The sequence below is a fragment of the Undibacterium paludis genome, from assembly GCF_022568815.1.
Lineage (GTDB): Bacteria > Pseudomonadota > Gammaproteobacteria > Burkholderiales > Burkholderiaceae_D > Undibacterium.
The window spans coordinates 223,045-249,620 of record NZ_JAKZHX010000003.1 but is presented as its reverse complement, the minus strand read 5'-3'; the positions used below and the strand labels follow the sequence as shown (position 1 = coordinate 249,620).

At 50.9% G+C, this 26,576-nt stretch carries 26 protein-coding genes; 14 read left to right on the top strand and 12 right to left on the bottom strand.

The genetic code is table 11. The features are described from left to right. The first annotated feature begins 125 nt into the window (after nucleotides 1-125). On the top strand, nucleotides 126-1,292 hold the full coding sequence (locus tag LZ463_RS07805; RefSeq protein ID WP_241455049.1) for a pyridoxal phosphate-dependent aminotransferase: 1,167 nt from the start codon (nucleotides 126-128) through the stop codon (nucleotides 1,290-1,292). Between the two features lie 123 nt (nucleotides 1,293-1,415). Here LZ463_RS07805 and LZ463_RS07800 read toward each other — a convergent pair whose 3' ends face one another. After that, entirely contained in the window at nucleotides 1,416-2,339 is a 924-nt protein-coding gene (locus LZ463_RS07800) for a transglycosylase SLT domain-containing protein (protein ID WP_489686091.1), read from the bottom strand. Between the two features lie 487 nt (nucleotides 2,340-2,826). Here LZ463_RS07800 and ubiD point away from each other — a divergent pair, with 487 nt between their 5' ends. Further along, nucleotides 2,827-4,311, top strand: coding sequence for a 4-hydroxy-3-polyprenylbenzoate decarboxylase (gene ubiD / locus LZ463_RS07795; protein WP_241455163.1), 1,485 nt, complete (start codon nucleotides 2,827-2,829; stop codon nucleotides 4,309-4,311). 150 nt (nucleotides 4,312-4,461) lie between these two features. Here ubiD and LZ463_RS07790 read toward each other — a convergent pair whose 3' ends face one another. Then, entirely contained in the window at nucleotides 4,462-5,106 is a 645-nt protein-coding gene (locus LZ463_RS07790) for a hypothetical protein (RefSeq protein WP_241455048.1), read from the bottom strand. A gap of 484 nt (nucleotides 5,107-5,590) precedes the next feature. On the opposite strand from LZ463_RS07790, the gene LZ463_RS07785 reads away from it, so the two are divergent. Next, on the top strand, nucleotides 5,591-6,070 hold the full coding sequence (locus tag LZ463_RS07785; RefSeq protein ID WP_241455162.1) for an acyl-CoA thioesterase: 480 nt from the start codon (nucleotides 5,591-5,593) through the stop codon (nucleotides 6,068-6,070). Nucleotides 6,071-6,102: 32 nt separating this feature from the next. Here LZ463_RS07785 and LZ463_RS07780 read toward each other — a convergent pair whose 3' ends face one another. Beyond that, a complete protein-coding gene (locus LZ463_RS07780) occupies nucleotides 6,103-6,546 on the bottom strand; it encodes a GNAT family N-acetyltransferase (RefSeq protein ID WP_241455047.1) in 444 nt (147 codons plus the stop codon). Nucleotides 6,547-6,757: 211 nt separating this feature from the next. Here LZ463_RS07780 and LZ463_RS07775 point away from each other — a divergent pair, with 211 nt between their 5' ends. The 6 genes from LZ463_RS07775 (at nucleotide 6,758) to LZ463_RS07750 (ending at nucleotide 13,401) form a co-directional block, all read left to right on the top strand. Beyond that, nucleotides 6,758-7,717, top strand: a complete 960-nt coding sequence (locus LZ463_RS07775) for a bile acid:sodium symporter family protein (RefSeq protein ID WP_241455046.1) — start codon at nucleotides 6,758-6,760, stop codon at nucleotides 7,715-7,717. Nucleotides 7,718-7,727: 10 nt separating this feature from the next. Next, a complete protein-coding gene (gene otnI, locus LZ463_RS07770) occupies nucleotides 7,728-8,519 on the top strand; it encodes a 2-oxo-tetronate isomerase (RefSeq protein WP_241455045.1) in 792 nt (263 codons plus the stop codon). A gap of 134 nt (nucleotides 8,520-8,653) precedes the next feature. Continuing rightward, nucleotides 8,654-9,400, top strand: a complete 747-nt coding sequence (locus tag LZ463_RS07765) for a substrate-binding periplasmic protein (RefSeq protein WP_241455044.1) — start codon at nucleotides 8,654-8,656, stop codon at nucleotides 9,398-9,400. Beyond that, nucleotides 9,401-11,305 (top strand): PAS domain-containing protein, encoded by a 1,905-nt coding sequence (locus LZ463_RS07760; protein WP_241455043.1) that lies wholly within the window; start codon nucleotides 9,401-9,403, stop codon nucleotides 11,303-11,305. Further along, complete coding sequence (locus LZ463_RS07755; RefSeq protein ID WP_241455042.1) at nucleotides 11,302-11,739, top strand: response regulator; 438 nt, start codon at nucleotides 11,302-11,304, stop codon at nucleotides 11,737-11,739. Before LZ463_RS07760 ends, LZ463_RS07755 begins: the two co-directional genes overlap by 4 nt. A gap of 36 nt (nucleotides 11,740-11,775) precedes the next feature. Beyond that, nucleotides 11,776-13,401, top strand: a complete 1,626-nt coding sequence (locus LZ463_RS07750) for a hybrid sensor histidine kinase/response regulator (RefSeq protein WP_241455041.1) — start codon at nucleotides 11,776-11,778, stop codon at nucleotides 13,399-13,401. 55 nt (nucleotides 13,402-13,456) lie between these two features. Here the strand turns inward: LZ463_RS07750 and LZ463_RS07745 are convergent, their stop codons facing one another. Beyond that, nucleotides 13,457-14,482, bottom strand: coding sequence for an NADP-dependent oxidoreductase (locus tag LZ463_RS07745; protein ID WP_241455040.1), 1,026 nt, complete (start codon nucleotides 14,480-14,482; stop codon nucleotides 13,457-13,459). Between the two features lie 288 nt (nucleotides 14,483-14,770). On the opposite strand from LZ463_RS07745, the gene purU reads away from it, so the two are divergent. From purU to LZ463_RS07730, 3 genes are read left to right on the top strand one after another with little or no spacing between them, the layout of a single operon-like run. After that, on the top strand, nucleotides 14,771-15,643 hold the full coding sequence (purU, locus tag LZ463_RS07740; protein WP_241455039.1) for a formyltetrahydrofolate deformylase: 873 nt from the start codon (nucleotides 14,771-14,773) through the stop codon (nucleotides 15,641-15,643). Next, nucleotides 15,643-16,188 (top strand): YaeQ family protein, encoded by a 546-nt coding sequence (locus LZ463_RS07735; RefSeq protein WP_241455038.1) that lies wholly within the window; start codon nucleotides 15,643-15,645, stop codon nucleotides 16,186-16,188. The genes purU and LZ463_RS07735 overlap by 1 nt, the downstream gene beginning before the upstream one ends. Nucleotides 16,189-16,205: 17 nt before the next feature. Beyond that, on the top strand, nucleotides 16,206-17,318 hold the full coding sequence (locus LZ463_RS07730; RefSeq protein WP_241455037.1) for an acyltransferase family protein: 1,113 nt from the start codon (nucleotides 16,206-16,208) through the stop codon (nucleotides 17,316-17,318). Between the two features lie 26 nt (nucleotides 17,319-17,344). On the opposite strand, the gene LZ463_RS07725 is transcribed toward LZ463_RS07730, so the two are convergent. Genes LZ463_RS07725 through yjgA form a run of 5 tightly spaced genes read right to left on the bottom strand, consistent with a single transcriptional unit; the run spans nucleotide 17,345 to nucleotide 20,510 of the window. Further along, nucleotides 17,345-18,019: a phytanoyl-CoA dioxygenase family protein gene (locus tag LZ463_RS07725; protein ID WP_241455036.1), complete on the bottom strand. Its 675-nt coding sequence runs from the start codon at nucleotides 18,017-18,019 to the stop codon at nucleotides 17,345-17,347. Between the two features lie 13 nt (nucleotides 18,020-18,032). After that, nucleotides 18,033-18,707: an alpha/beta hydrolase gene (locus LZ463_RS07720; protein ID WP_241455035.1), complete on the bottom strand. Its 675-nt coding sequence runs from the start codon at nucleotides 18,705-18,707 to the stop codon at nucleotides 18,033-18,035. Beyond that, the gene (locus LZ463_RS07715) at nucleotides 18,704-19,246 is read right to left on the bottom strand and encodes a metal-dependent hydrolase (protein WP_241455034.1); all 543 of its coding nucleotides are present in this window, start codon (nucleotides 19,244-19,246) and stop codon (nucleotides 18,704-18,706) included. Before LZ463_RS07715 ends, LZ463_RS07720 begins: the two co-directional genes overlap by 4 nt. A gap of 18 nt (nucleotides 19,247-19,264) precedes the next feature. Beyond that, nucleotides 19,265-19,912 (bottom strand): molybdopterin adenylyltransferase, encoded by a 648-nt coding sequence (gene mog / locus LZ463_RS07710; protein ID WP_241455033.1) that lies wholly within the window; start codon nucleotides 19,910-19,912, stop codon nucleotides 19,265-19,267. Continuing rightward, nucleotides 19,893-20,510: a ribosome biogenesis factor YjgA gene (gene yjgA / locus LZ463_RS07705; RefSeq protein WP_241455032.1), complete on the bottom strand. Its 618-nt coding sequence runs from the start codon at nucleotides 20,508-20,510 to the stop codon at nucleotides 19,893-19,895. The genes mog and yjgA overlap by 20 nt, the downstream gene beginning before the upstream one ends. A 180-nt stretch (nucleotides 20,511-20,690) precedes the next feature. Here yjgA and pmbA point away from each other — a divergent pair, with 180 nt between their 5' ends. Together pmbA and LZ463_RS07695 are read left to right on the top strand one after the other, a co-directional pair. Next, nucleotides 20,691-22,043, top strand: coding sequence for a metalloprotease PmbA (gene pmbA / locus LZ463_RS07700; protein ID WP_241455031.1), 1,353 nt, complete (start codon nucleotides 20,691-20,693; stop codon nucleotides 22,041-22,043). 308 nt (nucleotides 22,044-22,351) lie between these two features. Further along, on the top strand, nucleotides 22,352-23,437 hold the full coding sequence (locus tag LZ463_RS07695; RefSeq protein WP_241455030.1) for a TRAP transporter substrate-binding protein: 1,086 nt from the start codon (nucleotides 22,352-22,354) through the stop codon (nucleotides 23,435-23,437). A gap of 164 nt (nucleotides 23,438-23,601) precedes the next feature. Here LZ463_RS07695 and LZ463_RS07690 read toward each other — a convergent pair whose 3' ends face one another. From LZ463_RS07690 to LZ463_RS07680, 3 genes are all read right to left on the bottom strand, one after another. Then, nucleotides 23,602-25,299 (bottom strand): TRAP transporter large permease, encoded by a 1,698-nt coding sequence (locus tag LZ463_RS07690; RefSeq protein WP_241455029.1) that lies wholly within the window; start codon nucleotides 25,297-25,299, stop codon nucleotides 23,602-23,604. Between the two features lie 22 nt (nucleotides 25,300-25,321). Further along, complete coding sequence (locus LZ463_RS07685; RefSeq protein WP_241455028.1) at nucleotides 25,322-25,906, bottom strand: TRAP transporter small permease subunit; 585 nt, start codon at nucleotides 25,904-25,906, stop codon at nucleotides 25,322-25,324. A gap of 275 nt (nucleotides 25,907-26,181) precedes the next feature. Continuing rightward, nucleotides 26,182-26,508: an MmcQ/YjbR family DNA-binding protein gene (locus LZ463_RS07680; RefSeq protein WP_241455027.1), complete on the bottom strand. Its 327-nt coding sequence runs from the start codon at nucleotides 26,506-26,508 to the stop codon at nucleotides 26,182-26,184. Nucleotides 26,509-26,576: the final 68 nt, after the last annotated feature.

Here is a 26,576-nt window from a genome sequence, read left to right as displayed (position 1 = left end):
TTGCCAGAGCATTATTTTGAATAGCAAACATTGCCTTATTTTTTGAGAAAGAAATAAGGCATTTTTTTGTACCGATTTTCCAGCGGAACATTGGTTCAATATTTCAGGCAGGGCCAAGGATTTCCATGCATAAGAATCTCGCTTCAAGACTCGACAATATCGCGCCGTTTCATGTGATGGAACTGATGAAAATGGCAGCCGGGCTGGAAGCCCAGGGCCGTCATCTCATTCATATGGGGATAGGTGAACCTGATTTTACAGCGCCGCAAGCTGTGATTGATGCTGCTGCCAGGGCCATGGCTGATGGTCGCCTGCAATATACCTCGGCACTGGGTTTGCCTGCCTTGCGTACAGCAATATCGAACCATTACAAGCAAGTGTTTGGCCTGGATGTGCCGACTTCACGCATTATCGTGACCGCCGGTGCTTCTGCGGCACTTTTGCTGGCTTGCGCCAGCCTGGTTGAGCCGGGGCGTGAAGTCTTGATGCCTGACCCCTGCTATCCATGCAATCGTCATTTTGTGGCGGCATTCGAGGGCAGGGCGAAGTTGATCGCCAGCGGACCTGAACACAGGTTTCAATTGACAGAGGCGATAGTTCGCCAGCAATGGGATGCGCTCAGCGCCGGTGTCTTGCTGGCATCACCCTCCAATCCTACCGGTACTTCGATAGACAAGGATGAACTTGGCAAAATAGTCGCTGCCGTAAAAGAGCTTGGCGGTTTCAGCATTGTTGATGAGATATACCAGGGACTATCGTATGACACAGCGCCATTCTCTGCATTGTCCCTGGATGAGGATGTGGTCGTCATCAACAGCTTCAGCAAGTATTTCAATATGACAGGCTGGCGTCTTGGCTGGCTGGTTGTCCCTGAGCGTATTGTCCCGCAACTGGAAAAGCTCGCGCAAAACCTGTTCATTTGCCCGTCTTCGGTTGCTCAGTATGCGGCACTGGCCTGTTTTGAACCTGAGACAATTGCCATCTATGAAGAGCGCAAGGCAGAATTCAAGCGCAGGCGTGACTACATCGTTCCAGCCTTGCGTGACCTGGGCTTTGGCATACCGGTGATGCCGGATGGTGCATTCTATGTGTATGCCGATTGCTCCAGGTTCACTGATGATGCGGATGCCTTTGCCAAACAGGTCTTGAATGAGGCCGGGGTAGTGATTGTGCCGGGGCTGGATTTTGGTCCGGCTACGGCAAGATCCTATATACGGATTTCTTATGCCAACTCTCTGGAGAACCTGCAGGAAGCAGTGGCGCGCCTGAAAAAGTTTTTGCCTGTCGCGTAAGCGAATTTGTCAGTGAGTTCACGGGTGAATTCAAAAGAATTCAACAAGCAATGAAAAAAGCCACCTGACTCATAATCAGGTGGCTTTTTTTCATTGTGGTGATGCTTGGGACAGTGGTGTCTTTTATAAAGCAGCTACCTGGTCTTTTTTCACTTCTGCCTTGGCTTCAGTTGGCTCAGGCTTGTGCGCTGGCTCAACCGGGCGCGGCGCAACTGGTGCAGGAGTGCTGAACACGGTAGGCACGCTCTTACCGGCGGATACATCTTTGAGGCGCTTGTATTCATTCAAAACGCGTGAGCCGTAGCCAGAGTCATTTTCAGCATCAGCGGCGCCGACGTACATCTTCAAACCGGCCTCTACCGAACCTGCACGGGTGACATAGTCTTTCAGTATCAGGGCGCCAACACGGATATTGGCAACTGGATTCAGAGCAGCCTTGACGCCCCCCAGGTCCTGGAACTTGTCGTGGTGTACCTTGGACATCACCTGCATCAGTCCCTGTGCGCCAACCGGGCTTTCCGCAAACGGGTTAAGACCAGACTCAATCGCCATGACCGACAATATCAGCAAAGGATCTATCTTGATTTCCTTGGCTGTCAGGTAGGCAGCTGACACCAGCATATTGGTGGCGTCATTGGCAACGCGATAACGTTTTGCCAGCCAGTTGGTTACCCATTGTTGCTGGCGCAGGTTGCCAATCATTTTTGTCTCATCTTCAGACAGGCCGGCTTTTTGCAACGCTGCATCAGTCTGGCCTTGTTGTGGCATCAGATGCGTAAGATTGGGTGCCGGTACTGCTGCGACTTCTGCCGGTTCTTCTTCCGCCTCGGCATAAGGTGACAGGTCTTTGAACTTGTCGGTCAATTCTGGTTTGACAAACATCATGACCAGTACGGTCATGGCGATAACGCCGGACAGCACAAACATGTGCTTGAGTATCGTGAAAAAGCCACTTGTCGTATCACGCGCTACCATGGAAAGCGCCTGGCGTTTTTCCGTCGAACTGAAACTACTCTGTTGTAAAGCTAAAATAAAACGTTGAAGCATGTTACCTCCTGAATTTTCGCGATGCGTCATTCCTCTTTTTTCAAAGCTAAATGCAAACAGCTACTTACACGAATCAGAAACATCGTCCTGCTCACTAGCGTGATCACAAGACGCCGGAGTCATTTGTCAAATCAGATCAGTCAGACCTGGTCATGGTGTGTCCAGTGACAAACAACTATTTTCGGGATAAGGCAGACGCCTTTTGAAAACAATCCTTACAATGTTATGTGGGGCCCGATCCCCGTGAATGATGTTACCGTGCTGGCGTTACCTTCTTTGCATCGAAGGTGGCGGAAGTCATTAACCTCTTCATCAAGTTGGGCGAATTGTAGGGGTGGTTTTATATCAAGTCAACACTATCAAAATGTGTTTTGATAACTTTTATGTCTTATGAATTGTGCTGCGACGCAGCAAAATTCAATAAAATCAAGCACTTGGCAGAAGTTGCTAGCGCGACTAATGCAGAGATTCTAAAAAGCGAAAAATGATGAAATATTCTGATTTGAGAGATTTTATTTCTCAATTGCAAGAGAATGGTGAACTTAAACGGGTAGACTTGCCTGTTTCGCCACATTTGGAAATGACCGAGATCTGTGACCGGACTTTGCGCGCTGAAGGGCCAGCGTTGTTGTTCACCAAACCTGTCGGTCATACCATACCAGTGCTGGGCAATCTGTTTGGTACGACACGTCGTGTCGCGCTTGGCATGGGAGCAGAAAATCTGGGTGAGTTGCGCCAGATAGGGCATGTTTTATCGGCGCTGAAAGAACCGGAGCCACCCAAAGGGTTTAAAGAAATCCTCGGTATGGGTTCCCTCGTCAAAGCCGTATGGGACATGTCACCCAAAGAGCTGCGTGGCGCCAAATGCCAGGAAATCGTCTGGGAAGGCAACGACGTTGACATGGCCCGCTTACCCATACAGCATTGCTGGCCCGGCGATATAGCTCCACTGATCACCTGGGGTCTGGTGATTACCAAAGGTCCCAATAAAAAACGCCAGAACCTGGGCATCTATCGTCAGCAGGTTCTGGGTCGCAATAAAGTCATTATGCGCTGGCTGGCACATCGTGGCGGCGCGCTCGATTTTCGTGAGCATGGCATCGTCAACAAGGGCAAGCCTTATCCGATTGCGGTTGCACTTGGTGCAGACCCCGCTACTATATTAGGTGCGGTGACACCGGTACCTGACAGTTTGTCCGAGTATCAGTTTGCCGGACTCCTGCGTGGCAGCCGTACCGAGCTGGTGAAAGCCATAGGCAGCGAATTACGCGTGCCGGCATCGGCTGAAATTGTGCTGGAAGGGCATATCTATCCTGATGAGAACCACCCGAGTGGTTATGAGCATGCACTGGAAGGCCCTTACGGCGACCATACTGGTTATTACAATGAACAGGACTGGTTCCCGGTGTTTACCATAGACCGTATCACCATGCGCCGTGACCCGATTTACCATTCTACGTATACAGGCAAACCGCCGGATGAGCCTGCTGTATTGGGTGTGGCCCTGAATGAGGTCTTCGTCCCTCTGCTGCAAAAGCAGTTCAGCGAAATCACCGACTTTTATCTGCCGCCCGAAGGCTGCAGTTATCGCATGGCTGTCGTGCAAATGAAAAAAGCCTATGCAGGCCATGCCAAGCGTGTCATGTTCGGTGTCTGGAGCTTTTTGCGCCAGTTCATGTATACCAAGTTCATTGTGGTGGTTGATGAAGATGTCAACATCCGTGACTGGAAAGAAGTGATCTGGGCTATCACCACCAGGGTGGACCCTTTGCGTGATACGACCCTGGTTGACAATACGCCCATTGACTACCTGGATTTCGCCTCACCTGTCAGCGGTCTTGGCAGCAAGATGGGTATAGATGCAACCAATAAATGGCCAGGTGAAACCAGCCGTGAATGGGGAACGACCATACAGATGGCGCCCGAAGTGAAAGCCAGAGTAGATCAGATCTGGCAGGAGCTTGGCTTGTGATTGCCCTGATAGCGATGATACTAACGACTGGTGGTTAAGCGGGTTTTTGCAAGTGAGCCGTGACACGCGCGTGCGTCTCGCGGCTCTATTTCTCGCTTCTTCAGGCTATTGCTGCCTTAAGTATTAGCAGCATTAGCCGCATTGGCAGCATCAGCGCACCTGAACAAATTCCGCCACGGTGCCAGTATTTCTTGTCACCAGTGTCGCGGGGATATTGAAAGGTTTGCCTGTTGCGACATTGGTGCCACGTATGGTGACAGGCATGCCCAAATGCAGTGGGTTGATGCGTTCACCGCCCGCTACGCTGACAGACCAGGTGCCGCCTGGCAAAAGCCCGGCGAAAGTCGCTATGCCTTTACCACCTTCAATCAGCGGGACTATCAATGGTTCGGTCGGGTTGACATACATATCAACGGTGATCCCAGAAAGATGAATCTGATAGGCGATATCGGCGCTGTTGCTGGTGGTGGCATCTGCCTCGATTCTTGGCTGGCCCAGGGTAGTGGTGCGGCCAAACTGTGGGGCATCACCGCCTTTGAGGCAAGTCAGCCAGGTCGTTTGCAGCTCTTTTCCTGAGGCGTCCTTGCCAATGGCGTAATACTTGTTGCCCGCATGTACGCCGCCGAATTTCGGCATGCCCGAGGTCAGGTCCAGATTGTAAAAAATGCTGAGTCCCAGGGTGCCTACCGAGTAGGTGCCACTGCCTTCTACAAATACAGCTGGCACGACAATAGGGGCATCCGGGATGTAAGGATAGATGCTGACTTGGCTGACGGGGCTGGGTATAGGTGTCATGATGTTCTCCTGATTCATTGGTGATTGAAAGTACGAAAATGTCCGGGCTGCATCCGGTTCTGTATTTGCTGGACACAGACAGGTATTCATTGACTACTGTTACAAGGTGCTCAAGTTCATGGGAAAAACAAAAAACTAAAGTGCGACTGATCCATCCTGTGCTGCGTACTGCTCAGCCTTGAAAGACGGTCGCATGAGCATATTGGCAAGAGCCATGCCAGCGAAAATCGTCGTGGTTTGACATTAATTTCAATAAATACATGTAAAATATGCAATTTATGACATGTAAGAGATGGTATTTACATGCAAACAATGGGGGCGGATGTTCGTACACCGTAGACTGCTGTAACCTGACTTGGTCTGGCAGCACTCCCAGGTATCGATTAGCTTGAAGACGAGCCGTGTACTGTCGGCATGGCGTCTGTCTGATGCATGACAAGTACACTATAATTTTGTTTCTCGTCAGGACAGAAGAAGGTATGTGATGGTTTGGGATTATCCGCAGGCATTTACGCGTCAGGTTTCACCGAAGGACATTGATATCGATGGTCTGAATCACACCAATAACGCGGTGTATGTGCGCTGGTGTGAAGAAGTCGCATGGGCACACTCAGAAGCTCTGGGGCTTGATCTTGCTGACTACCAGCGCCTGGATCGTGCCATGGCAATCCGTCGGGGCGAGTATGACTATGTGCTGCCCACTGTGCTGGGAGAGCAATTGACACTGGCGACCTGGCTGTACGCCAGTGACGGCAAGCTGACCATGGACAGGCGTTTCCAATTGATACGGAACAGCGATCAGGTCACGGTATTGCGCGGACGGTGGGACCTGGTCTGCATAGAGTTGAGCAGTGGCCGAGCCCGCCGCATGCCGCCGGAATTTTGCGATATCTATTTACCTGCGGTGGTGCCGGCGGAGATAGTAACGGCCGGGCAGGCTATTGCAGCGGCGGAACAGGACTGAGCCGGGCCGGGCTGAGGCATCAGGCGCCACCCTTATATACCCTTATGTAAGGTATATCCGACCTCAACCGCATTTTTCATCTCACCCCTGATCCAGCCCTGCGCTGCATAAAATCTGTCGGCACGGGTATTGGCTGCCGTACCCAGCCTGATTGTTTCATTCCCCAGGCTGAACAGGTAGTCTGTAGCCAGTTTCAGCAGGCCCTGACCTGCACCGCAGCCTTCATGTTCTGGCGAGATGAACAGGGCCCAGATGCTGCTGTCTTCGCTCGCAGCATAAGAAAACCCGATGATTTCACCGGCGCGCTCGCATACCCAACCCCGGCCCAGGGTATCAAGGTAATCAAGATACATCTGGTGTGTCACCAGGGCAGGGTTGGACAAGACGTTTTCTTTGACAGCCAGACGTATTGTCATCATGGCGTTGACATCTGTTTCTATGGCACGGCGAAAATGTAAATGATGTTTTGTATCCATTTTATTGTCGTTTGTGTAAATCCCTGTGATTGTATCGGTAGATGACTTAGTTCAGTGGGTGGTGATTATCTGTGTGCTCTCCTGTGTAGTCTGAGACGGATTGTTGGAATCTGGCTACTTGCCATAGTAAATGTGCGTGAATAATCGGGGCGGAGTCGGGCATTTGATTTCTTCAAGTACAATCAAATTACATTGACTTCTTATTGCCAAGATGAAGCGCCCCCGTTTTTTACCCGATAACATGACCTTATTATTGCTGGCTGTAGTGGCACTGGCCAGTTTTTTTCCTGCACATGGCATAGTGGCCCAGGGCTTTGATCGGCTTTCCATAGGCATGATCGCCTTGTTGTTCTTCATGCATGGTGCCAAATTGTCGCGTCAGGCCATCATCGCTGGAATTACTCACTGGCGTTTGCACTTGCTGGTGATGCTGTTTACTTTTGCAGTTTTCCCTTTGATGGGATTGGCGCTCAAGCCAGTGCTGCTGCATCTGGTGACACCTGAATTGTACGTGGGCATATTGTTTCTTTGCGTCCTGCCATCCACCGTGCAGTCTTCAATTGCGTTTACGTCGGTTGCCCGCGGCAATGTGTCTGCCGCTGTCTGCAGCGCTTCTGCCAGCAATATGCTGGGCATTTTTCTGACACCGTTGCTGGTCAGTCTCATTGTAGTCGCCAATGGGGAAAGCCATTCCTCGCTGGATGCCATATTGAAGATCGTGTATCAGTTATTGCTGCCTTTTCTTGCCGGGCAAATTGCACGGCCCTGGCTGCAAGTCTGGCTGGGGAAATATGAAAGTGGCTTGAGAATGGTTGATCAAAGTTCGATTTTGCTGGTGGTCTATGTCGCTTTCAGTGAAGCTGTAGTGCAAGGCCTGTGGCAGCAATTGCCGCCCTTGATGCTGCTGGAGTTGCTGGGCATCAGCGCTGTCATGCTGACGATTATCATGGTGTTGACCATGCAGGTCAGTCGCCAACTGGGTTTTTGCAAGGAAGATGAAATCACCATCGTATTTTGCGGTTCTAAAAAGAGCCTGGCCAGCGGCGCGCCCATGGCCAAGGTTTTGTTTGCCAGTCATGCGGTAGGTATGGTTTTATTACCTTTAATGCTGTTTCATCAACTACAATTAATGGTGTGTGCTGTCATGGCGCAACGTTACGCAAAAAGATAAGGAGCCAGATATGCCACGTTTTGCTGCCAATCTCAGCATGATGTACACCGAATTTGAATTTACCGAACGTTTTGCTGCAGCAGCAAAGGACGGTTTCAAAGGCGTCGAATACCTGTTTCCTTATGATTATGCGGCGCAGACTTTGCGTGACCTGCTTGATGCCCATGGCCTGGAGCAGGTATTGTTCAATGCGCCGCCAGGTAACTGGGCGCAGAACGAGCGTGGCATTGCTTCGCTACCGGGGCGGGAAGATGAGTTCAAGCAGGGCTTTGATCTGGCACTGGAATATGCACGTGTACTTGGCAACCGTACCCTGCATGTGATGGCTGGCCTGATACAGCCTGACCAGGACAGGGAAAAGCACAGGGCTGTCTACCTGAGTAATCTGGCCTATGCTGCCCTGTTGGCGGCCAGGGAAGGCATTACCGTTGTCATTGAGCCTATCAATACGCGTGACATACCGGGTTATTTTCTCAATCGCCAGGACGAGGCACAGGAGATTTGCGCAGAAGTAGGGGTAGAAAACCTGCGTGTACAGTTCGATATCTATCATTGCCAGATTGTTGAAGGGGATGTTGCAAGCAAGTTAAAGCGTGACATTTCGCGCCCGCATGCAGGCATCGCTCATATCCAGATCGCTGGTGTGCCGGACAGGCATGAACCCGATCTCGGCGAAGTCAATTACCCGTATTTGTTCCAGTTGATCGACGAGCTTGGCTATCAGGGCTGGATAGGTTGCGAGTATCGCCCCAAAGCCCAGACCAGCGCTGGTCTAAGCTGGCTGTCAGCCTGGATACGATGAAGCCTTGACTTCCCGCTGTTGCAGATGTCACAGATGTTGAAGACAGATTGACATCGGCAGAAATACGGCGGAAAGTGAAGCTGTAAATAATTTTTGTAGTGCCTGCTTCTCCTGCCTAAAAAATGGGGTTGATCATGCGCATGCGATTAAAAGTGTGGGTTTGGGTCTGGTTGCTTGCCATGCTGCCGGCAACAACGGCCAGTGCACAACAGACCCTGGTGCTGAATACCCCTTTTTTCGCACCTATCACTTCGCCAGGGCGTGACGGTGTACTTGATCTGTTTTATGCCGAATTGTTCAGGCGTGTCGGCATTAAAATAGAAATCCAGCCCATGTCGGCGGAACGTAGTTTGTTGAATGTCAACAGCGGCATTGATGACGGTGACGTTTCGCGTGTGCTGGGCATCGATAAATCTTACCCCAATCTGGTTCGCGTACCTGAATCAGTCATGATTTACCAGATGGTGGTCTTCACACGCAAACCCCGCTTCACGGTAAAAGGTTCGGACAGCCTCAAGTCTTTTGATGTAGGCATACTGACAGGCTGGAAAATCCTTGAACGTAACATCATTGACCCGCATTCGCTCTCCAAACTGGAAACAGGCACCCAACTGTTTTCCATGCTGGACAAAGGGCGTATTGACGTTGCTGTCATAGAAAAACTGGAAGGCCTGCATTTTATCCAGAGTATGGGTTTGAAGGATATCAACATCATGGAGCCTGCCTTCGTCGAAGGGGACTGGTTTTTGTATTTGCACAAAAAACATGAGGCCCTGCTGCCACGACTGGCAGAAGAAATACGCAAAATGAAACAGGACGGCACCCACAAGCGTATTTTCGATTCTGTGTTGAAGCGCTACCAGCCTGTCGCCGGAGGCTGAATGCGTAAACTCCTGGGGCATTGGGGCATCGCTACCGGCAATAGCCTTGGGCGCAGGATTGCGATTGCCATCCTCATGTTCAGCTCGGTTGTGACTTTGGTTTCTACGGTTTTCCAGCTGGCGCTTGATTATCAGCGCGAAGTTGGCGATATAGAAACGCAGATGGTTCAAATACAGGCCAGCTACCAGGAAAGCCTTTCATCTAGCCTTTGGGTGACCAGCATACGCGACTTGGAATTGCAATTAAACGGCATCATGAGATTGCCAGATATGCAATATGGCGAAGTGCGTACCGATCAGGACATTCTGGTAGCAAAGGCCGGGCAGGCGATCAGCTCACACGTCATACGCCATGAATTTTCCCTGAGTTTCAACCACAGGAAAAGTCAGGTTCACATAGGCAAGGTGATATTGCTGGCAAACCTGGAAGGCGTATACCACCGTTTGCGTGACAAGGTCGTGGTGATTCTGATCAGTCAGACCATCAAGACCTTCCTGGTATCGCTGTTCATTCTGATGTTGTTTCAGTACATGATAGGCCGGCATCTGAAGAAAATTGCCTCGTTCTCTGACCGTCTGTTTGCCGGTGGCCGGGTCGAAGAGCTGGTATTGGAACGTAAGGAAAGCGCCAGAGTCGCAGGTGATGAACTGGAACAGGTGGTCAATGCCTTGAATTCCATGCAGCAGCGGCTCGATCGTTTCGTCGCTGAACTGCAGGAAAGTGAATTCCGCTGGAAATTTGCGCTGGAAGGGGCCGGTGACGGTGTCTGGGATTTAAACCTGGTGACCAATGAAGTCATCTATTCACGGCGCTGGAAAGAAATGCTCGGTTATACCGAAGTAGATGAACTGCCTGGAACGCTCGATACTTATACCAGGCTGGCCCATCCGGAAGATTCGGCCCGCGCCTTTGCCCAGCTTGACGACAATCTGTCCGGTAAAACGGATTTTTTCAGTATAGAGCAGCGCATGCTCTGTAAGGACGGTAGCTGGAAATGGGTCATGTCACGTGGCATGGTCGTGGCAAAAAATGCCGAGGGCCAGGCGATACGCATGATAGGCACGCATACAGACATCAGCGAACAATTGCAGGCTGCAGAGGAGATGCGCAACCTGCTGGCCCAGACCGAGCGGGCCAGGGCGGAACTGCGTCTGGCCAATGACAGTATGGAGAAACAGGTGCAGGAACGCACCGCACAACTGGAAGCCGCGAACAAGGAGCTGGAAGCATTTTCCTATTCTGTCTCGCATGACCTGCGAAGCCCTTTGCGTGGCATTGATGGCTGGAGCCTTGCCTTGCAGGAGGATTATGGCGTGCAACTTGATGCGACTGGCCAGGAATACCTGGAAAGGGTCAGGGCCGAAAGTCAGCGCATGGGGCAATTGATTGATGACATGTTGCAGTTTTCCCGGCTGGGGCGTGCTGCACTGAATATGCGTGATATAGACCTGACTGATCTGGCACTGACTGTCACCAGGCGCATTCAGGAGAATAATCCCGGACGTCAGTTCGATTTCATAATTGCTCCCGGCTTGCATGCCTGGGGGGACCGTCGTTTGCTGGAGGTCGTGTTGACGAATTTGCTCGAAAATGCGGCCAAATTTTCTAAAATGAAACAGCCGGCCCAGATATCTTTTGGTTCTGCGGAGGTGGAAGAGCCTTCTTCGCAGGAAAAGGTCTTTGCTTATTTTGTGCAAGACAATGGTGCCGGTTTTGACATGCAATATGCGCACAAGCTGTTTGGTGTGTTCCAGCGACTGCACAAGGCCAGTGAATTTGGCGGGACTGGCATAGGCCTGGCAACGGTGCAAAGAATTATTTCCCGTCACGGTGGTCGTATCTGGGCAGATGCCAAGCCAGGTGCCGGGGCAATATTTTATTTCACTTTGAAGGGAAATCCATGAGCACAGGAACTATCCTATTGATAGAAGATAATCCCAGTGACATAGGCTTGACCGAAAGGGCGTTCAAGAAAAGTCATATCACCAATGAACTGGTAATTGCACAGGATGGCCAGGAAGGTCTGGATTATCTTTTTTGCCAGGGTGCTTTTGCTGATCGCGAAGAGGATAATCTGCCTATGCTGGTCTTGCTTGACCTGAAGTTGCCCAGAGTAGATGGGCTGGAGGTTTTGCGACAGATACGGGGTGACAAGCGCACGCACAGGGTGCCTGTCGTCATCCTGACCTCCTCACGGGAAGAGCAGGATGTGGCTGCCGGATATGACCTGGGGGTGAACAGCTATATACGCAAGCCCGTGGATTTCCAGCAATTTGCCGAAGTGATCAAGCAACTGGGGCTGTATTGGCTAGTGATTAACGAAAGTCCTCACAAGTAGAGCAGCAAAAACAACAAGACATGACATCAGGTTGACATGGCGACGCAGCTGGCTTTGTTGATGGTCGAAGACTCTGACATGGATGCAGAGCTGGTCATGCTGTGCCTGCGACGTGCTGATTTTGATGTCCGGATGTTGCGTGTGGAAACCGAGTCAGAGATGCGTGAGGCCCTTTCAGGAGGGCAGTGGGACGTCATCCTGTCTGACTATAATCTGCCGCGCTTTGACACCAATACGGCACTGGGTTTGTTGCGTGAGTCTGGCCTGGATCTGCCATTTATTGTGGTTTCTGCCGAACTCGGCGAAAACGCTGCCGTGGCCTTGATGAAGGCGGGGGCGCATGACTATGTCATGAAAGATAATCTGGCACGCCTGCCACCCGCCATCAAACGGGAAATGAGTGAGGCAAGCCAGCGGCAGGCTCACAGACAGGCCGTTGAAGCCTTGCGCGAGAGTGAAGAGCGCTGGAGTTTTGCCCTGGAGGGGGCCGGTTATGGTGTGTCGGACTGGGATATCAAGACTGGCCATGTACTGTACTCACAATGCTGGGTCAGCATGCATGGCTATGAAATTGATGAAATCCCGGCCACTGTTGAAGGTGGGCTGGATCTGGTACATCCTGACGAATTGCCGCTGGTGAAGGCGGCAATGCAGGCTTATTTTGACGGCGCCATGCCACGCTATCACAGTGAACACAGGTTGCGATGCAAGGATGGCAGCTGGAAGTGGGTCGTCGATCGTGGCATGATAGTTAGCCGTGATGAAAACGGGCAGCCCATGCGCATGATCTGCACTCATGTAGACATATCCGAACGCAAGCAGGCAGAAGAAGAATTGCGTATTCTCAACGAGCAGCTGGAATTGCGTGTGGAAGAGCGTACGCGTGAATTGCGCCACGCCATGACGCAAATCATCGAGTCAGAAAAACTTGCTTCGCTGGGGGTGCTGGTTGCAGGTGTTTCGCATGAACTGAATACGCCTATAGGTAATATGCTGCTGGCAGCATCGACGCTGGCAGAACGCCTGAAGGAGGTGCATCAGTCCATAGACAGCGGCAAATTGACACGTTCCGGTTTGATGCATGCACTTGATGAATGTAGTGATGCCAGTCAATTGATCGTGCGCAGCGGCGGCCGTGCCAGTGAATTGATAGAGAGTTTCAAGCGCGTATCTGTAGACCAGACCAGTCAGCGGCGACGTTTGTTTGATGTACGCATTGCGGTACAGGACAGTATCAACGCGCTGGGCGGCATGATCAACAGGATGGGGGTCAGTGTTGATAACCGTATTCCCCAGGGGTTGATGATGGACAGCTTTCCCGGTCATCTGGAACAGATCATCAATAACTTGATCATGAATTCGCTGACGCATGGCTTTGAAACCGGTACTGGCAAGCACATCATTATCAATGCCAGTTTGCAGGGTGAGATACTGGCGCTCGATTATGCAGATGACGGCATCGGTATCCCGCCGGATTTGCACCACAAGGTATTTGAGCCGTTTTATACCAGCAAATTGGGGCAGGGTGGTTCAGGTTTAGGCCTGTACATAGTCCACAATCTGGTACAGGGTATATTCAAGGGGAGTGTCAGGCTGGAGAGCTCGCTTGATCAGGGGGTGCATCTATTCTTTCATCTGCCGCTCGTGACACCTGAAATATGACCGCATAACTGCTGGCAGATTTGCATTTTGCAAATCTGCCGTTGGCCAGGCAAATTTATTCTTCAGCAACCTGCAAGATCAGTTTGCCGAAGTTCTTGCCTTCAAACAGCATCATCAAGGTATTGGGGAAGGTCTCCAGGCCCTGGACGATATCTTCGCGGGTCTGGAATTTGCCTTCGGCCATCCATTTACCCATTTCTGCCACGGCTTCGCCATAACGGGCGGCGTAGTCAAAGACGACTATGCCTTCCATGCGGGCACGGTTAACCAGCAGGGACAGGTAATTGGCCGGGCCTTTGACCGGGGTCGTGTTGTTGTACTGCGAGATCGCTCCGCAAATGATGATGCGGGCTTTCATATTGATGCGGGTCAGCACGGTGTCGAGAATCTCGCCGCCGACATTGTCGAAATACACGTCGACACCATTGGGGCAATGTTCTTTCAAACCGTCCTTGACCGAGCCGGTCTTGTAATCGATGCAGGCATCAAAACCGAGCTCATTGACAACAAAGTCACACTTGTCCTTGCCGCCGGCTATGCCGACAACACGACAGCCTTTTTGCTTGGCGACCTGACCCACGGTCTGACCAACCGCACCGGCTGCGCCTGATACGACCACAGTCTCGCCAGCTTTGGGTTGGCCTACATCAAGCAGGCCGAAATAGGCGGTCATGCCGGGCATGCCCAGGGCATTCATGTACTTGGGCAGCGGGGCCAGCTTGGGATTAACCTTGTAGAAGCCGGCAGTCTTGTCATCCGCCGGGCCAACCCAGTATTGCTGTACGCCAGTGCCGCCGGATACATAGTCGCCGACAGCAAATCTGGGGGATTTGGAGGCAATCACCTTGCCTATGCCGCCAGCGCGCATGACTTCGTTGATGGCGACCGGGCGTATATAGGATTTGCCTTCATTCATCCAGCCACGCATGGCCGGGTCCAGCGAGATATAGATGGTCTGCACGACAATTTCGCCGTCTGTGATGTCGCGTACGACTTCTGTTGTCAGATTCCAGTCGCTGTGCTTGGGCGAGCCTACGGGGCGGGCGGCAAGGCGGAATTGTTGGTTGTTGAGTGTGGTCATGTTGTCTCCCTGTCATTAGTACGTGATTGGTACGTGAATTGTGTGTATGCATAAGGCATGAAATTGCTTCTCGCCAGGTTCTTGAAGAGCTGGTCGGAACAGTGACTATACACGAATAAGAACGATCGTGCTTTTTGTTGTGATTGTTTAATTGAAAGTCTGCTTTGTGAATTATCCGCCTGATGTGCGACAATATGCGGTTAATTTTTTAGTTGCATTAAGTAAATAACGAATTTAATTTGTTTTTGGCCTGAAAATTGAGGGCCAGGAAGCAGAAAAATAAAAATCATGACTATACGACCAGAATATATCCTGACCTTATCCTGTCCCGATCAGCGTGGCATCGTGCATAGCGTATCGGGTTTTCTTGCCAATCATGGCTGCAATATTATTGATTCAGCCCAGTTTGGTGATGCGCAGTCTGCGACCTTTTTCATGCGTGTGCATTTTGCGGTAGAAGATTCCAGCATCAGCGATGCCAGCCTGCGTGAAGAGTTTGCCGCCTTGGGCGCCAGCATGCAGATGAACTGGCAACTGCACGATGCCCATCACAAGCCACGCGTGATGATCATGGTATCCAAAATAGGTCATTGCCTCAATGACCTGCTGTTTCGCTACAAAAGTGGTTTGCTGCCGGTAGAGATCAAGGCCATCGTATCGAATCACACGGATTTTTATCAGCTCGCTGCCAGCTATAATATTCCTTTCCATCACCTGCCTCTGGCGACGGGCTCCAGCATGGAGGCCAAACAGGCACAAGAATCCAAAGTGCTGGAAATCGTCGCCAGCAATGACATTGAACTCGTCGTGCTGGCCCGTTACATGCAGATATTGTCACCAACAATGTGTGATGCACTAAGGGGGCGAGCCATCAATATCCATCATTCCTTCCTGCCCAGCTTCAAGGGCGCAAAGCCGTATTATCAGGCACATGAACGCGGTGTCAAACTGATAGGCGCCACAGCGCATTTTGTCACAGGTGATCTCGATGAAGGCCCGATCATTGAGCAGGATGTGGAGCGTGTTGATCATTCCATGGAGCCGGAAACATTGACCGCCATAGGCCGTGATGTCGAATGCGTGGTACTGGCACGTGCTGTCAAATGCTTTGTCGAACATCGCATCTTATTGAATGGTCACAAGACGGTGGTGTTCAAGTAATGGCTCTCAAATCCATCATCTACAAAGCTGACCTGAATATTTCAGACATGGACCGTGGCTATTATGCCGACCATAACCTGACTATCGCCCGTCATCCATCTGAAACTGATGAGCGCATGATGATACGCGTGCTGGCTTTTGCCATTCATGCATCTGAGCGTCTGGAATTCGGCAAGGGTATTTCCGATACAGAAGAACCTGATCTGTGGGAAAAAGACTATACCGACGCCATACAGTTATGGTGTGAAGTCGGCCAGCCTGATGACAGGCGCTTGCTGAAAGCCTGTGGTCGTTCTGAGCAGGTCATAGTTTACAGCTTTGCCAGCGCCAGTGATATCTGGTGGAAGGCGATGAATAGCCGTCTGGACCGCGCCAAGAATCTGCGTGTCATGAATGTGCCTTCAACGCAAAGTCAGGCCCTGGAAAAACTTGCACAACGCACCATGCAATTGCAATGCACCATCCAGGATGGGCAGATATGGATGTCTGCCGGAGACGCCTCTGTGCAGATTGACCTTGAGATGCTGAAAGACTATGCATCATAGCAGTAGCGCGTGCCGCCATGCGCCTGGCTGATGTTAGCGGGCTGCGCGACAATAACCTGAACCTGTTGCGCATGGTGGCAGCGCTTGCCGTCTTGTTTGGCCACAGCTTTGCCTTGCTCAGACTGCCGGAACCCTGGGGCGGGCGCTGGGGTGTGACCCCGGGGACGGTGGCTGTCGACATATTTTTTATCATCAGCGGCATGCTGGTGTGTGGCAGCCTGGTCAGCAAGCAAAGTTTCAGCGACTACTTGTGTGCCCGCATCCTGCGCATCTTTCCCGCGCTGGCTGTCATGCTGCTGTTGACGGTACTGGTCCTGGGACCCTACTTTACACAACTATCGCTCGCAGCCTACTTTCTTGCGCCTGAGACGCTGAACTATCTTGTCAAATGCCTGAGCCTGTACAACGGTGTGGCCTATGTTTTGCCTGGTGTATTTGCACACAATCCTTATCCCTACGCAGTGAATGGCTCGCTATGGACTTTGCCATTCGAAATCAGGATGTACCTGATACTGCTGTTTTGCTGGTGCGTGTTGTCCTTGCTGAAGCAGTCGCGTATCAGGGCCTTCAGATACTTGCTGCTCTCTATCGCCATGTTTGCTTGCGTCATGGTGTTTCTCCGTCATTTCTTTCCGCCAGATGCCTTGCTCATGGATAGTCGCATGGCAGAAAAAATGCAGTTTGAGCGCCTTCTCTTCATGTTTTTCTCTGGCGCCAGCATGTATATGCTGAGTGACAAAATCGTATTGAAGCACACAGCACTTTTTCTGCTGTTGCCTTTTTTGATCAGCTCGGTCCTTGTCAGCAAGGACCTGTTTTTTACGTTGTATACCTTGTCGCTTGCCTATGTTGTCGTTTGTCTGGCCTACCTGCCTTCGGGCATGCCCAGAAAATACAATGCGATGGGTGACTATTCTTATGGCGTGTACATCTATGCTTTCCCGGTCCAGCAAGCCATAGCGGCATTGTGGCCAGGTATCATGGTGTGGCAGATGGCCTTGTTGTCAACCTTGGTCACTTTGCTGCTGGCGGTCATCTCGTGGCATGTCATAGAGAAACCTGCCTTGGGCCTGAAGCATGTCACAGTCGCGTGGGTGCGTACTTTGCCTGCTCGCCTGAATTTAAGTTGAGCGATTACTTTATCGGATGAAGGCTGTTATAGTCCGACTTGTTCTGCCCAGCGAACTGGTAATGGCAGGCTCGTCTTGCTATATTCCAGATGCAGGACTCGACGTTGTTGTGCATGGATGGATTTGTCGGATGCATGCAGTAACAAAGGCTTCATCAATAAGAGATCCCCGGCCCGCATTTCACAAAATGCCGGGGCTTGTCTGCCGACCTGTTCCTGTACTTGCAGTGCACTCAGCTTGCCATAACGATGGCTGCCTGCAATCACTTTCAATGCCCCATTTTTTGCATCACTGTCGTCAAGTGCCAGGCGTAGCGTCAGCATGTTTTCCAGTATGCTGGCTGGTGGTTCTACATGATGAATGTCCTGCTTGACAGTCCATTTGCTGTAGCCGTCAATATCAGCTTTTCTGTCTGTGCAGATAGTCATGTCCTGATGCCAGGGAACCAGCCAGTTGTGTGCTGCATTTTTATTGAAAAAGAGATTGCGCACGATGCGGGCGTCTTGCATGCCGAACTCATGCAGGACGTCGGTCAGTTTTGATGCCGGTAGTGCGGCAGCAATGTCAGGCTGACATTGCAAGACCTGACGCAGCCCATATTCCTTTTCTATGGGCTGACAGGCAGAACGTAAAAGTGCCAGCTCTTCGTGATTCAGAAAACTCGGAATCAGCAAAAAGCCCTGGCTGGACAATGCCGCCATCGTATTGCAGGTATTATTGCGGCAGTACTTTTTTGAGCCAGGCAGCAATGTCCCTGATCTCATCGGGGTGTACTGAATGCGGCATCATGTATTCATGCCACTCAATCTGATAGCCCAGCGCTTTCAGTATTTCGCGGGATTCTTCGGCGCGTTGAATCTGTACCACAGGATCAATGCGACCATGCGCCATGAAAATGGGTGTGCCCTGATTTGCTGCATGGCGTTCTGCAGCAATAACGTCGCGTAAGGGCAGGTAGCCTGACAGGCACAACAGTCCGGCCAGTTTTTCAGAATGACGCAGCCCGGTTTGCAGGGCCATCGCACAGCCCTGGGAAAAACCGGCCAATACGATATGGTCAGTTGCGATACCGCGTGCATTTTCCCGGGCGATCAATTGCTCTATGCTTTTTTGTGAAGTACGCAAACCTGCATCATCTTCACGCCTGGTCAGGTCTGTACCAAAAATATCGTACCAGGCGGGCATGACATAACCATTGTTCAGGGTAACCGGTATTGCCGGTGCATGCGGAAAAATAAACCGTATGCCAGGACATTCGCGCAAATCCAGTTCATTGACAATAGGAACAAAGTCATTGCCGTCAGCCCCCAGGCCATGCATCCAGATGATGGCAACGGTGGGGTTGGGTTTGCTCTCAAGTTCTACGGTGTCGAGTAATTTGTCTGTCATGATGATGGTTTTGAAGAAGTAAAATAAAGGGCTGATTTTACGCCGAGTAAAAGCAGGCCGCAGGGTAGCCAGACTGTCAATAATTCTGACTGCAGCACTTGCAGGCCACGCGCTGTCAAAAAGCGATTGACGCCAATTGGCGATACCTTAATGAATTGCCAGGGAAAAAAGAACCGCTCCTCAGACAGCGGCCAGAAAAACTCTACGCCCAATCCACCAGTCGTCAGTGCGTCCAGCATGCCGTGCGAAGCTGTTGCCAGGGCGATAAACCACCAGGCCTTCACGCGCGTAGTCTGCAAACTGCGATAAAAGAAGCTTGCACAACTTGCGGCCAGTATGGCGAACAGCAGTGAATGGCTGACGCCGCGATGACCAAGTGCTGACTGATAGTCTATACCCAGTTTGAAAGTAATTACATCCAGGTCAGGGAGAATGGCGCATGCCATACCCAGCAAGATCAGGCGCCACGAGACAATCCTTGTGCCCAGTATCAAACCGCAAGTCAGCGGGATGACAGGGTGGGTGAGTATGCTTGCCATGCGATTTGCAGCCCGGCCTCAATCTGCGGGTTTGGTGCGTATCGCACTTTTCGGGCGAAATGCTTTACAGATGCTGTCATCTGTTTCTATGTAGGGACCGCCTATCAGGTCTATGCAATACGGTACCGCTGCAAAAATACCGGCCACGACTTGCTTGCCTTCACTGTCCTTCAAGCCTTCCAGCGTCTCCTTGATGGACTTGGGCTGACCGGGCAAATTCAAGATCAGGGCTGCATGATCGGCGGTTTCGCGTATGACGGCTACCTGACGTGACAGGATGGCAGTTGGTACGAATTGCAGGCTGATCTGGCGCATTTGTTCGCCAAAACCAGGCATCTCCTTGCTGGCTACCGCCAGAGTTGCTTCTGGCGTGACATCGCGTCTGGACGGGCCGGTGCCGCCGGTAGTGATGACCAGATGGCATTGTTCTTCATCCACCAGGCTGATCAGCGCCTGTTCGATCGCAATACGTTCGTCGGGGATAAGGCGGGTCACCATTTTCCAGGGGCTGCTCAGGGCCTTGCCGAACCATTCTTGCAGGGCGGGCAAGCCCTGGTCCTGGTAGATACCGGCAGAAGCGCGGTCAGAGATCGATACCAGACCGATCTTCAACTGTCCTGTTGTCGAATCCACCACCTGGCCCTGACTACTTGTCGCTGTACTCATCGTCCTGCTCTTCGTCAAGCTCGGCATCGTCGCTGTCATCAGTGGTAGCGTTTTTCCTGGATTTTTGCAATTCTTTCAATATCTGGAAAATTTCACGATAAGCCTTGGGCGGCTTGTTTTCTGCCTGTTCTTTGCGCGCATTGCGTATCAGGGTGCGTAATTGCTGCACATCGAGTTGCGGGTTTGCGCTTAGTAATTCGGTCAGTACGCTATCGTCAGCCAGCAGTTTTTCACGCTGACGCTCAAGTGCATGCATGGCGGCGGTTTCTGACTTGGAGGCGCCTTTCCAGCTGTCTATGGTCTTCTGGATCAGGGCGACTTCTTCTTCATCCAGGGTACGCATTTTCTTGCCCACATATTGCATCTGGCGGCGACGGCCTTCGTGATCCTTGATTTGCTGGCATTCGAGGATGGCGTCACGCACGTCTTCCGGCATGGGGACGCGTTTGACGCGTTCACGCGCTTGCTCAACCAGTTCTTCTCCCAGCTTTTGCAGCGCGGTCATTTCGCGTTTTAACTGTGACTTGGAGGGGCGTTCGTATTCTTGTTCGAACTCATTGGATTGGTAGCCACATGAGCCACGATTTGGATTTGGCATAATTCTGCGCCTTTACTATTAACTTAATGAAACGGCTGCTATGATACCCCTTTTAGCCTGAGAATATGCAGAAATGCCCGGTTTGCCCGCTGCTTTAACGGCTGTTAGCGGCTGGCAGCCACATTATTGCGATAATTCCAGCTTAGTCCTTTTAGCCCAGCCTATACAGAAATTTCCTCTATGAGCAAACCAGTTTTTACCCATACCCAGGATCAACTCAAGCAAATTGCACAGGATATGTTGCGGTTTGCCCGCGAAAAAGGGGCATCCGATGCCGCAGTTGAAATCAGCGAAGGTGGCGGATTATCGATCAGCGTACGCAAAGGCAAGGTTGAAACCATAGAGCAGAATCGCGACAAGGGTATTGGTATTACTGTTTATATCGGCCAGCGCCGCGGTAATGCCAGTACCTCGGATTTCTCAGAGCAAGCCCTGCGTGATTCGGTCGACGCTGCCTACAATATCGCCCGCTTTACTGCTGAAGATGACTGTGCCGGCTTGCCAGACGCCGACATGCTGGAAATGGCGCCGCATGATCTCAAGCTCTGCCATCCCTGGCTGATCAGCGCTGAAGAAGCCATAGAGCTGGCCAAACATACAGAAGCGGCTGCTTTTGACGTCGACAAGCGCATCACCAATAGCGAGGGCGCCAGCGTGCATGCCCAGCAATCGCATTTTGTCGCCGCCAATTCGCGTGGCTTCATGGGGGGCTATCCCATTTCACGTCATACTATTTCTGTTGCGCCTATTGCCGGCAGGGGGAGCAAAATGCAAAGGGATGACTGGTATTCTTCCCAGCGCAATGCCAAAAAGCTGGCCGAGCCTGAAGCCATAGGCCGTTATGCCGCTGAGCGTGCACTGGCAAGATTAAATGCACGTAAGCTCGATACACGCAAATGCCCGGTTCTGTTTGAGGCGCCTCTGGCGGCAGGCTTGCTTGGCGCACTGGTGCAGGCAACGTCAGGCGGTGCTCTGTATAGAAAGTCAACTTTCCTGCTTGATTCCCTGGGTAAGCAGATTTTCCCTTCCCATATTCAGGTTGTGGAGGATCCGCATATTATTGGCGCTGTCGGCTCATCTCCGTTCGACGATGAAGGTGTGCGAACGCAAAAGCGAAATGTTGTCGACAATGGCGTATTGCAAGGCTATTTCCTGTCCACTTATTCGGCACGCAAGCTGGGTATGCAAACTACGGGCAATGCCGGTGGTTCACACAATCTGGCACTGACCTCATCCCTGACAAAGCGTGCAGATAACTTTGCCGGTATGCTGAAAAAAATGGGCAGGGGTCTGCTTGTTACCGAATTGATGGGGCAGGGTGTCAACTATGTGACTGGTGATTATTCGCGTGGGGCATCCGGCTATTGGGTAGAGAACGGCGTGATCCAGTACCCGGTCGAAGAGATTACCATTGCTGGTAATATGGGACGGATGTTTGAGCAAATCGTGGCGGTGGGGAATGATGCTCTGGTTCGCGGCACAAAGCAGACTGGATCCATCCTGATTGAGGAAATGACGATTGCTGGCAATTAGGCCGGAAATTGTGTGATATGAGCTTACGTAGAAATACTTAAGCCTGATTGATGAAGTATCAGTGCAGGCGAAGAATTTTTATCCTAAGTGTCTGTTTTATTAAGGGATTTTGTCATCTGATTGATGCTGCAGGCACACAGGAAGATGTTTTTTGATATGGTTTTGTTGCGTTGCAATATAATCATTGATTGCGGGCATTCCTGTAGCCCAATAGAATAAAAATCGGTCAATTTCTGATCTGTAATGCGTTTTGATAACTCGCTTATCCTGGAGTTTTGTCCGGATATTCCTCAATAATTGGAGACAGCATGGAACGTCGTTCCTTTCTAAAAAAAGCATCAGTAGGCACAGCGGCAGGCGTGGCTGCTTTGCCGGCAATGGCAGCAGATGCACCAACCGTCAACTGGCGACTGGCATCGAGCTTCCCTAAAAGCCTCGATACGATCTATGGCGCAGCGGAAGTATTTTGTAATCGTGTTAAAGAGCTGACTGATGGCAAATTCGTTATCCGTCCTTTTGCTGGTGGTGAGATTGTTCCAGGTACTCAGGTGCTTGACGCTGTTCAGAGTGGCACAGTAGAAATTGGTCACTCCGCCTCTTATTACTATTTCGGAAAAGATCCAACTTTCGCATTTGATACCGCCGTTCCTTTTGGGCTGACATCACGTCAACAGACAGCATGGATGTTGCACGGGAATGGCATGAAGCTGATGCGTGAATTTTTTGCTGAATATAATGTGGTTAATTTCCTGGGCGGAAATACCGGTACGCAAATGGGAGGCTGGTTCCGTAAAGAGGTCAAAACTGTTGAAGACCTCAAAGGTTTGAAGTTCCGGGTTGGCGGCTTTGCTGGCAAGGTGTTGACCAAGCTGGGCACTGTTCCACAACAGATTGCTGGTGGCGATATTTATCCAGCCCTGGAAAAAGGAACAATTGATGCTGCCGAATGGGTAGGCCCATACGATGATGAAAAACTGGGGTTTTACAAGGTTGCCAAAGTTTATCATTATCCAGGCTGGTGGGAGGGTGGCGCGCAGCTGTCCTTCTACGTAGGTAAAAAAGAATGGGACAAGTTGCCCAAGCAGTTCCAGCACGCGATAGAGGTGGCTTCATTTGAAGCGCACGTTGACATGCAAGCGAAATACGATGCCAAGAATCCGGCAGCATTAGGACGTTTATTGCAAAACAAAATTTCCTTGAAACCATTCCCACAGCCTGTCATGGAAGCATGCTTCAAGGCTGCTCAGGAAACGTTTACTGAAGAGGCGGCAAAAAATCCAAAATTCAAGAAGGTCTATGATGACTGGGTTGCTTTCAGAAATAATCAGGGGCAATGGTTTAATGTGGCAGAGCAGTCATTCGCACGCTTCAGTATGGCGCGTCCGCTGAAATAATCTTCAGTTGCCGCAAGAAAACCGCAGCTTTGCCTGCGGTTTTTTTGTGCTATTAAATTGTATTTTTCAGTAAGTCTGATCATCCTGCTGCACTGAGCATTTACATTGGCATACATAAAAAAACCCGCGTTAGCGGGTTTTTTCTTTAGGTATCCTTACCTTGTTTATTGGGTGAACTTGGGTAAAGGAGGGTCTTCCGGCTTTGGTTCGTCGGGTTTGGGTTCGCCAGGTTTTTGTTCGTCCGGACTATTCGCGCCAGGTGGTAAGTTAACCGGTTCGCTATCTGGAGCCTGGATGTCAATATTGAGTTTCACGTCCTCTTTCATATTGGCCTTTTTGTCGACAGACACAATGCTCGGGAAACTTATGATCAATGTCACCATCAGAACCTGGGCAACGACAAAAGGTACAGCCCCCCAATAGATGTGTGATGTCTTCACTTCTTTTGGTGCTACGGAACGCAAATAAAAAAGTGCAAAACCAAACGGAGGGTGCATGAAAGAGGTTTGCATGTTAACGCCGAGCAAGACACCGAACCAGATCAGGTCTATCCCCATTTTTTCTGCGACCGGCCCAACGAGAGGAACCAGGATGAAGGCCAGTTCAAAGAAATCAAGGAAGAAGGCCAACACAAAAAACATGATGTTGACAACAATCAGGAAACCAGTGTTGCCGCCGGGGAGGGACGTTAAAAGATGTTCCACCCACAAATCACCGTTGACACCTCGGAATACCAGGGAGAATACAGTCGAACCGATCAGGATGAAAACCACAAAGCAGGACAGACGGGAGGTGGAACCCATGGCCTGTTTGGTCAGATCCCAACTCAGGCGTCGATTCAGGATGGCCAGCACCATGGCACCAAATGCACCCATACCACCACCTTCAGTTGGTGTTGCGATACCGATGAAAATAGTACCCAGGACCAGGAAGATCAGGGCTAGTGGTGGAATCAGTACAAAGACGACTTTTTCAGCCATGCGTGAGAGCAGGCCAATTTTCAATTTGCGATTGATCAGTGCAAGAATGAATGCACAGGCGATGCCGATACCCGCAGAGTAAATGCCAAGCTCGTCAGCAGGGGCATCGGGATGATTCATTCCATAGTATTTTGCGAAGGCAAAGCTGGTGGCGATGCAGACGACGATCAATCCGAGCAAGGAGCGTACACCACTGTCACCGTTTGCCTCGCGCAGATTGCGTGCCTCAGGCGGCAGGGCTGGAACCCAGCTCGGTTTAGCAATCGAAATGATAAGAATATAGCCAGCGTACATCAGGGTCAGCAGCAGACCGGGAGCAAATGCTGCTTGATACATGTCGCCGACAGAGCGGCCAAGTTGATCCGCCATGACGATCAATACCAGTGACGGAGGGATGATCTGCGCCAGTGTCCCTGATGCTGCAATCACACCTGATGCGACTTTTTTATCATAGCCGTAACGCAGCATGACCGGCAGTGAAATCAAGCCCATCGAAATCACCGAGGCAGCCACGACTCCAGTGGTAGCTGCCAGCAAGGCGCCGACGAAAATCACTGCATAGGCGACACCTCCACGCAAAGGACCAAATAGCTGGCCTATGGTGTCGAGCAAATCTTCGGCCATCCCTGAGCGTTCAAGGATGAGGCCCATAAAGGTAAAGAAGGGGATGGCGAGCAAGGTGTCGTTCGACATGATGCCAAAGATGCGGTTTGGCAAGGCTTGTAATAGTTCAGGCTTGATCAGACCAAATTCTATACCAAGAAAACCAAAGAACAGGCCATTAGCGGCCAGTGAAAAGGCTACCGGAAAACCGGATAGCAAGAACACCACTAGCGTGGCGAACATGATGGGTGCCATGTTGGCGATAATAAACTCCGTCATTTCATGTCTCCGCTTTTAATATTTATTTGAGATTATTGGCGTTCTTGATCGCTTCAATCTCTTCTTGAGGCGTGACTGCATGTTTTTCAAACGCACTTGCTGGCACCAGGCCTTGCAAATAACCTATGCGTTTGATCAGTTCAGACACACCTTGCAGAGTCAGTAGCAAAAAACCTGTGGGTATCAATAACTTGGCAGGCCAGACGATGAGGCCACCAGCATTACTCGATACCTCCTGATTGCGCATTGATTCCAAGGCATAAGGTGTAGCCAGATACAGGATCAGTCCAGCCATTGGCAGCAGAAAAAACAGAAAACCGAAAATATCTATCCACACCTGGGTGCGTTTGGAAAAGCGCCCGGCAACGACGTCGATACGAACATGCTCATTTCTGCGCAAGGTAGCTGAACTGCCGAGCAGGAAGATGGCAGCGAAGAGATACCATTGAATCTCCAGCCAGCCGTTTGAGCTGATGTTAAAGGTATAACGTATCAGTGCGTTTCCAGTACAAATTAGTACCGAAGCCAGCAAGGCCCAGCTTATAGCTTGTCCGATTTTTTCATTGATCGCATCAATGAGTTTTGATAGCGAAAGTAAAGGTGTCATCAATTGTCTCCTACATTGTTTTGAATTGTGAGAGTTAGTCCTGTGCCGTTGACTGGCGAACTGGATTAAGTAAGGGCTGGTGCCTTCTTCTCTATCTATTGTTGTTCGGGGCAAGTATAAGACATTTCCTTGTCGGAACAAGGGCTTGCAACAGGCGAAAGGAGGCTTTTGTAGATGAAAGAGACAATCCCAGTATTTCTACGTACATGAAACCGTCAGGAATTGGCCGTGTTCATACATCGGCGCGACCAGGGCGACTTTTTTGTTGCGTTCTGTCAGATTCTTGTGAGCAGGCTCTTTGGGGCTTTGCCGGCCCATGCCTTGCTGATCAGTTGTTTGACCAGGGATGGTTTGGCTTTGCTGATGGTGACGCGCAGTCCTACGACCTTGCCGCCCCAAAGCAATTTTTCCAGATATTCGGGAGCCAGGGGCAGGGCGGCTTCACGTTCCTGTTCCGGCAGGAAGATGTGGACATGTTTCTGTTCAGGCGGAGCGGTCGCAAAAATTTTTCCGCGCACACGGAAAGAGGTGTAATTGAAATGCGGAGCTTCGGTCGATTCAGGCAGGGATAGGGCGTGGTGGCGTATGTCGGCAAATTTCATGCGGATACCTCCTCTTGTTTTTGCCACCGTGCTGCAATTACTGACCAGCTTGCATGGCTCCGGCTTCG

Coding starts and splice junctions, on each gene's coding strand:
- LZ463_RS07775 (WP_241455046.1), top strand. CDS start 6,758: ATGAAGCGCCCCCGTTTTTTACCCGATAACATGACCTTATTATTGCTG.
- LZ463_RS07800 (WP_489686091.1), bottom strand. CDS start 2,339: ATGCTTCAACGTTTTATTTTAGCTTTACAACAGAGTAGTTTCAGTTCG.
- LZ463_RS07760 (WP_241455043.1), top strand. CDS start 9,401: ATGCGTAAACTCCTGGGGCATTGGGGCATCGCTACCGGCAATAGCCTT.
- LZ463_RS07805 (WP_241455049.1), top strand. CDS start 126: ATGCATAAGAATCTCGCTTCAAGACTCGACAATATCGCGCCGTTTCAT.
- LZ463_RS07785 (WP_241455162.1), top strand. CDS start 5,591: ATGGTTTGGGATTATCCGCAGGCATTTACGCGTCAGGTTTCACCGAAG.
- LZ463_RS07755 (WP_241455042.1), top strand. CDS start 11,302: ATGAGCACAGGAACTATCCTATTGATAGAAGATAATCCCAGTGACATA.
- LZ463_RS07715 (WP_241455034.1), bottom strand. CDS start 19,246: ATGGCAAGCATACTCACCCACCCTGTCATCCCGCTGACTTGCGGTTTG.
- yjgA (WP_241455032.1), bottom strand. CDS start 20,510: ATGCCAAATCCAAATCGTGGCTCATGTGGCTACCAATCCAATGAGTTC.
- LZ463_RS07745 (WP_241455040.1), bottom strand. CDS start 14,482: ATGACCACACTCAACAACCAACAATTCCGCCTTGCCGCCCGCCCCGTA.
- ubiD (WP_241455163.1), top strand. CDS start 2,827: ATGAAATATTCTGATTTGAGAGATTTTATTTCTCAATTGCAAGAGAAT.
- LZ463_RS07685 (WP_241455028.1), bottom strand. CDS start 25,906: ATGACACCTTTACTTTCGCTATCAAAACTCATTGATGCGATCAATGAA.
- LZ463_RS07765 (WP_241455044.1), top strand. CDS start 8,654: ATGCGCATGCGATTAAAAGTGTGGGTTTGGGTCTGGTTGCTTGCCATG.
- LZ463_RS07720 (WP_241455035.1), bottom strand. CDS start 18,707: ATGACAGACAAATTACTCGACACCGTAGAACTTGAGAGCAAACCCAAC.
- otnI (WP_241455045.1), top strand. CDS start 7,728: ATGCCACGTTTTGCTGCCAATCTCAGCATGATGTACACCGAATTTGAA.
- LZ463_RS07725 (WP_241455036.1), bottom strand. CDS start 18,019: ATGGCGGCATTGTCCAGCCAGGGCTTTTTGCTGATTCCGAGTTTTCTG.
- LZ463_RS07780 (WP_241455047.1), bottom strand. CDS start 6,546: ATGGATACAAAACATCATTTACATTTTCGCCGTGCCATAGAAACAGAT.
- LZ463_RS07690 (WP_241455029.1), bottom strand. CDS start 25,299: ATGACGGAGTTTATTATCGCCAACATGGCACCCATCATGTTCGCCACG.
- LZ463_RS07750 (WP_241455041.1), top strand. CDS start 11,776: ATGGCGACGCAGCTGGCTTTGTTGATGGTCGAAGACTCTGACATGGAT.
- LZ463_RS07735 (WP_241455038.1), top strand. CDS start 15,643: ATGGCTCTCAAATCCATCATCTACAAAGCTGACCTGAATATTTCAGAC.
- purU (WP_241455039.1), top strand. CDS start 14,771: ATGACTATACGACCAGAATATATCCTGACCTTATCCTGTCCCGATCAG.
- LZ463_RS07790 (WP_241455048.1), bottom strand. CDS start 5,106: ATGACACCTATACCCAGCCCCGTCAGCCAAGTCAGCATCTATCCTTAC.
- LZ463_RS07695 (WP_241455030.1), top strand. CDS start 22,352: ATGGAACGTCGTTCCTTTCTAAAAAAAGCATCAGTAGGCACAGCGGCA.
- LZ463_RS07730 (WP_241455037.1), top strand. CDS start 16,206: ATGCGCCTGGCTGATGTTAGCGGGCTGCGCGACAATAACCTGAACCTG.
- pmbA (WP_241455031.1), top strand. CDS start 20,691: ATGAGCAAACCAGTTTTTACCCATACCCAGGATCAACTCAAGCAAATT.
- LZ463_RS07680 (WP_241455027.1), bottom strand. CDS start 26,508: ATGAAATTTGCCGACATACGCCACCACGCCCTATCCCTGCCTGAATCG.
- mog (WP_241455033.1), bottom strand. CDS start 19,912: ATGAGTACAGCGACAAGTAGTCAGGGCCAGGTGGTGGATTCGACAACA.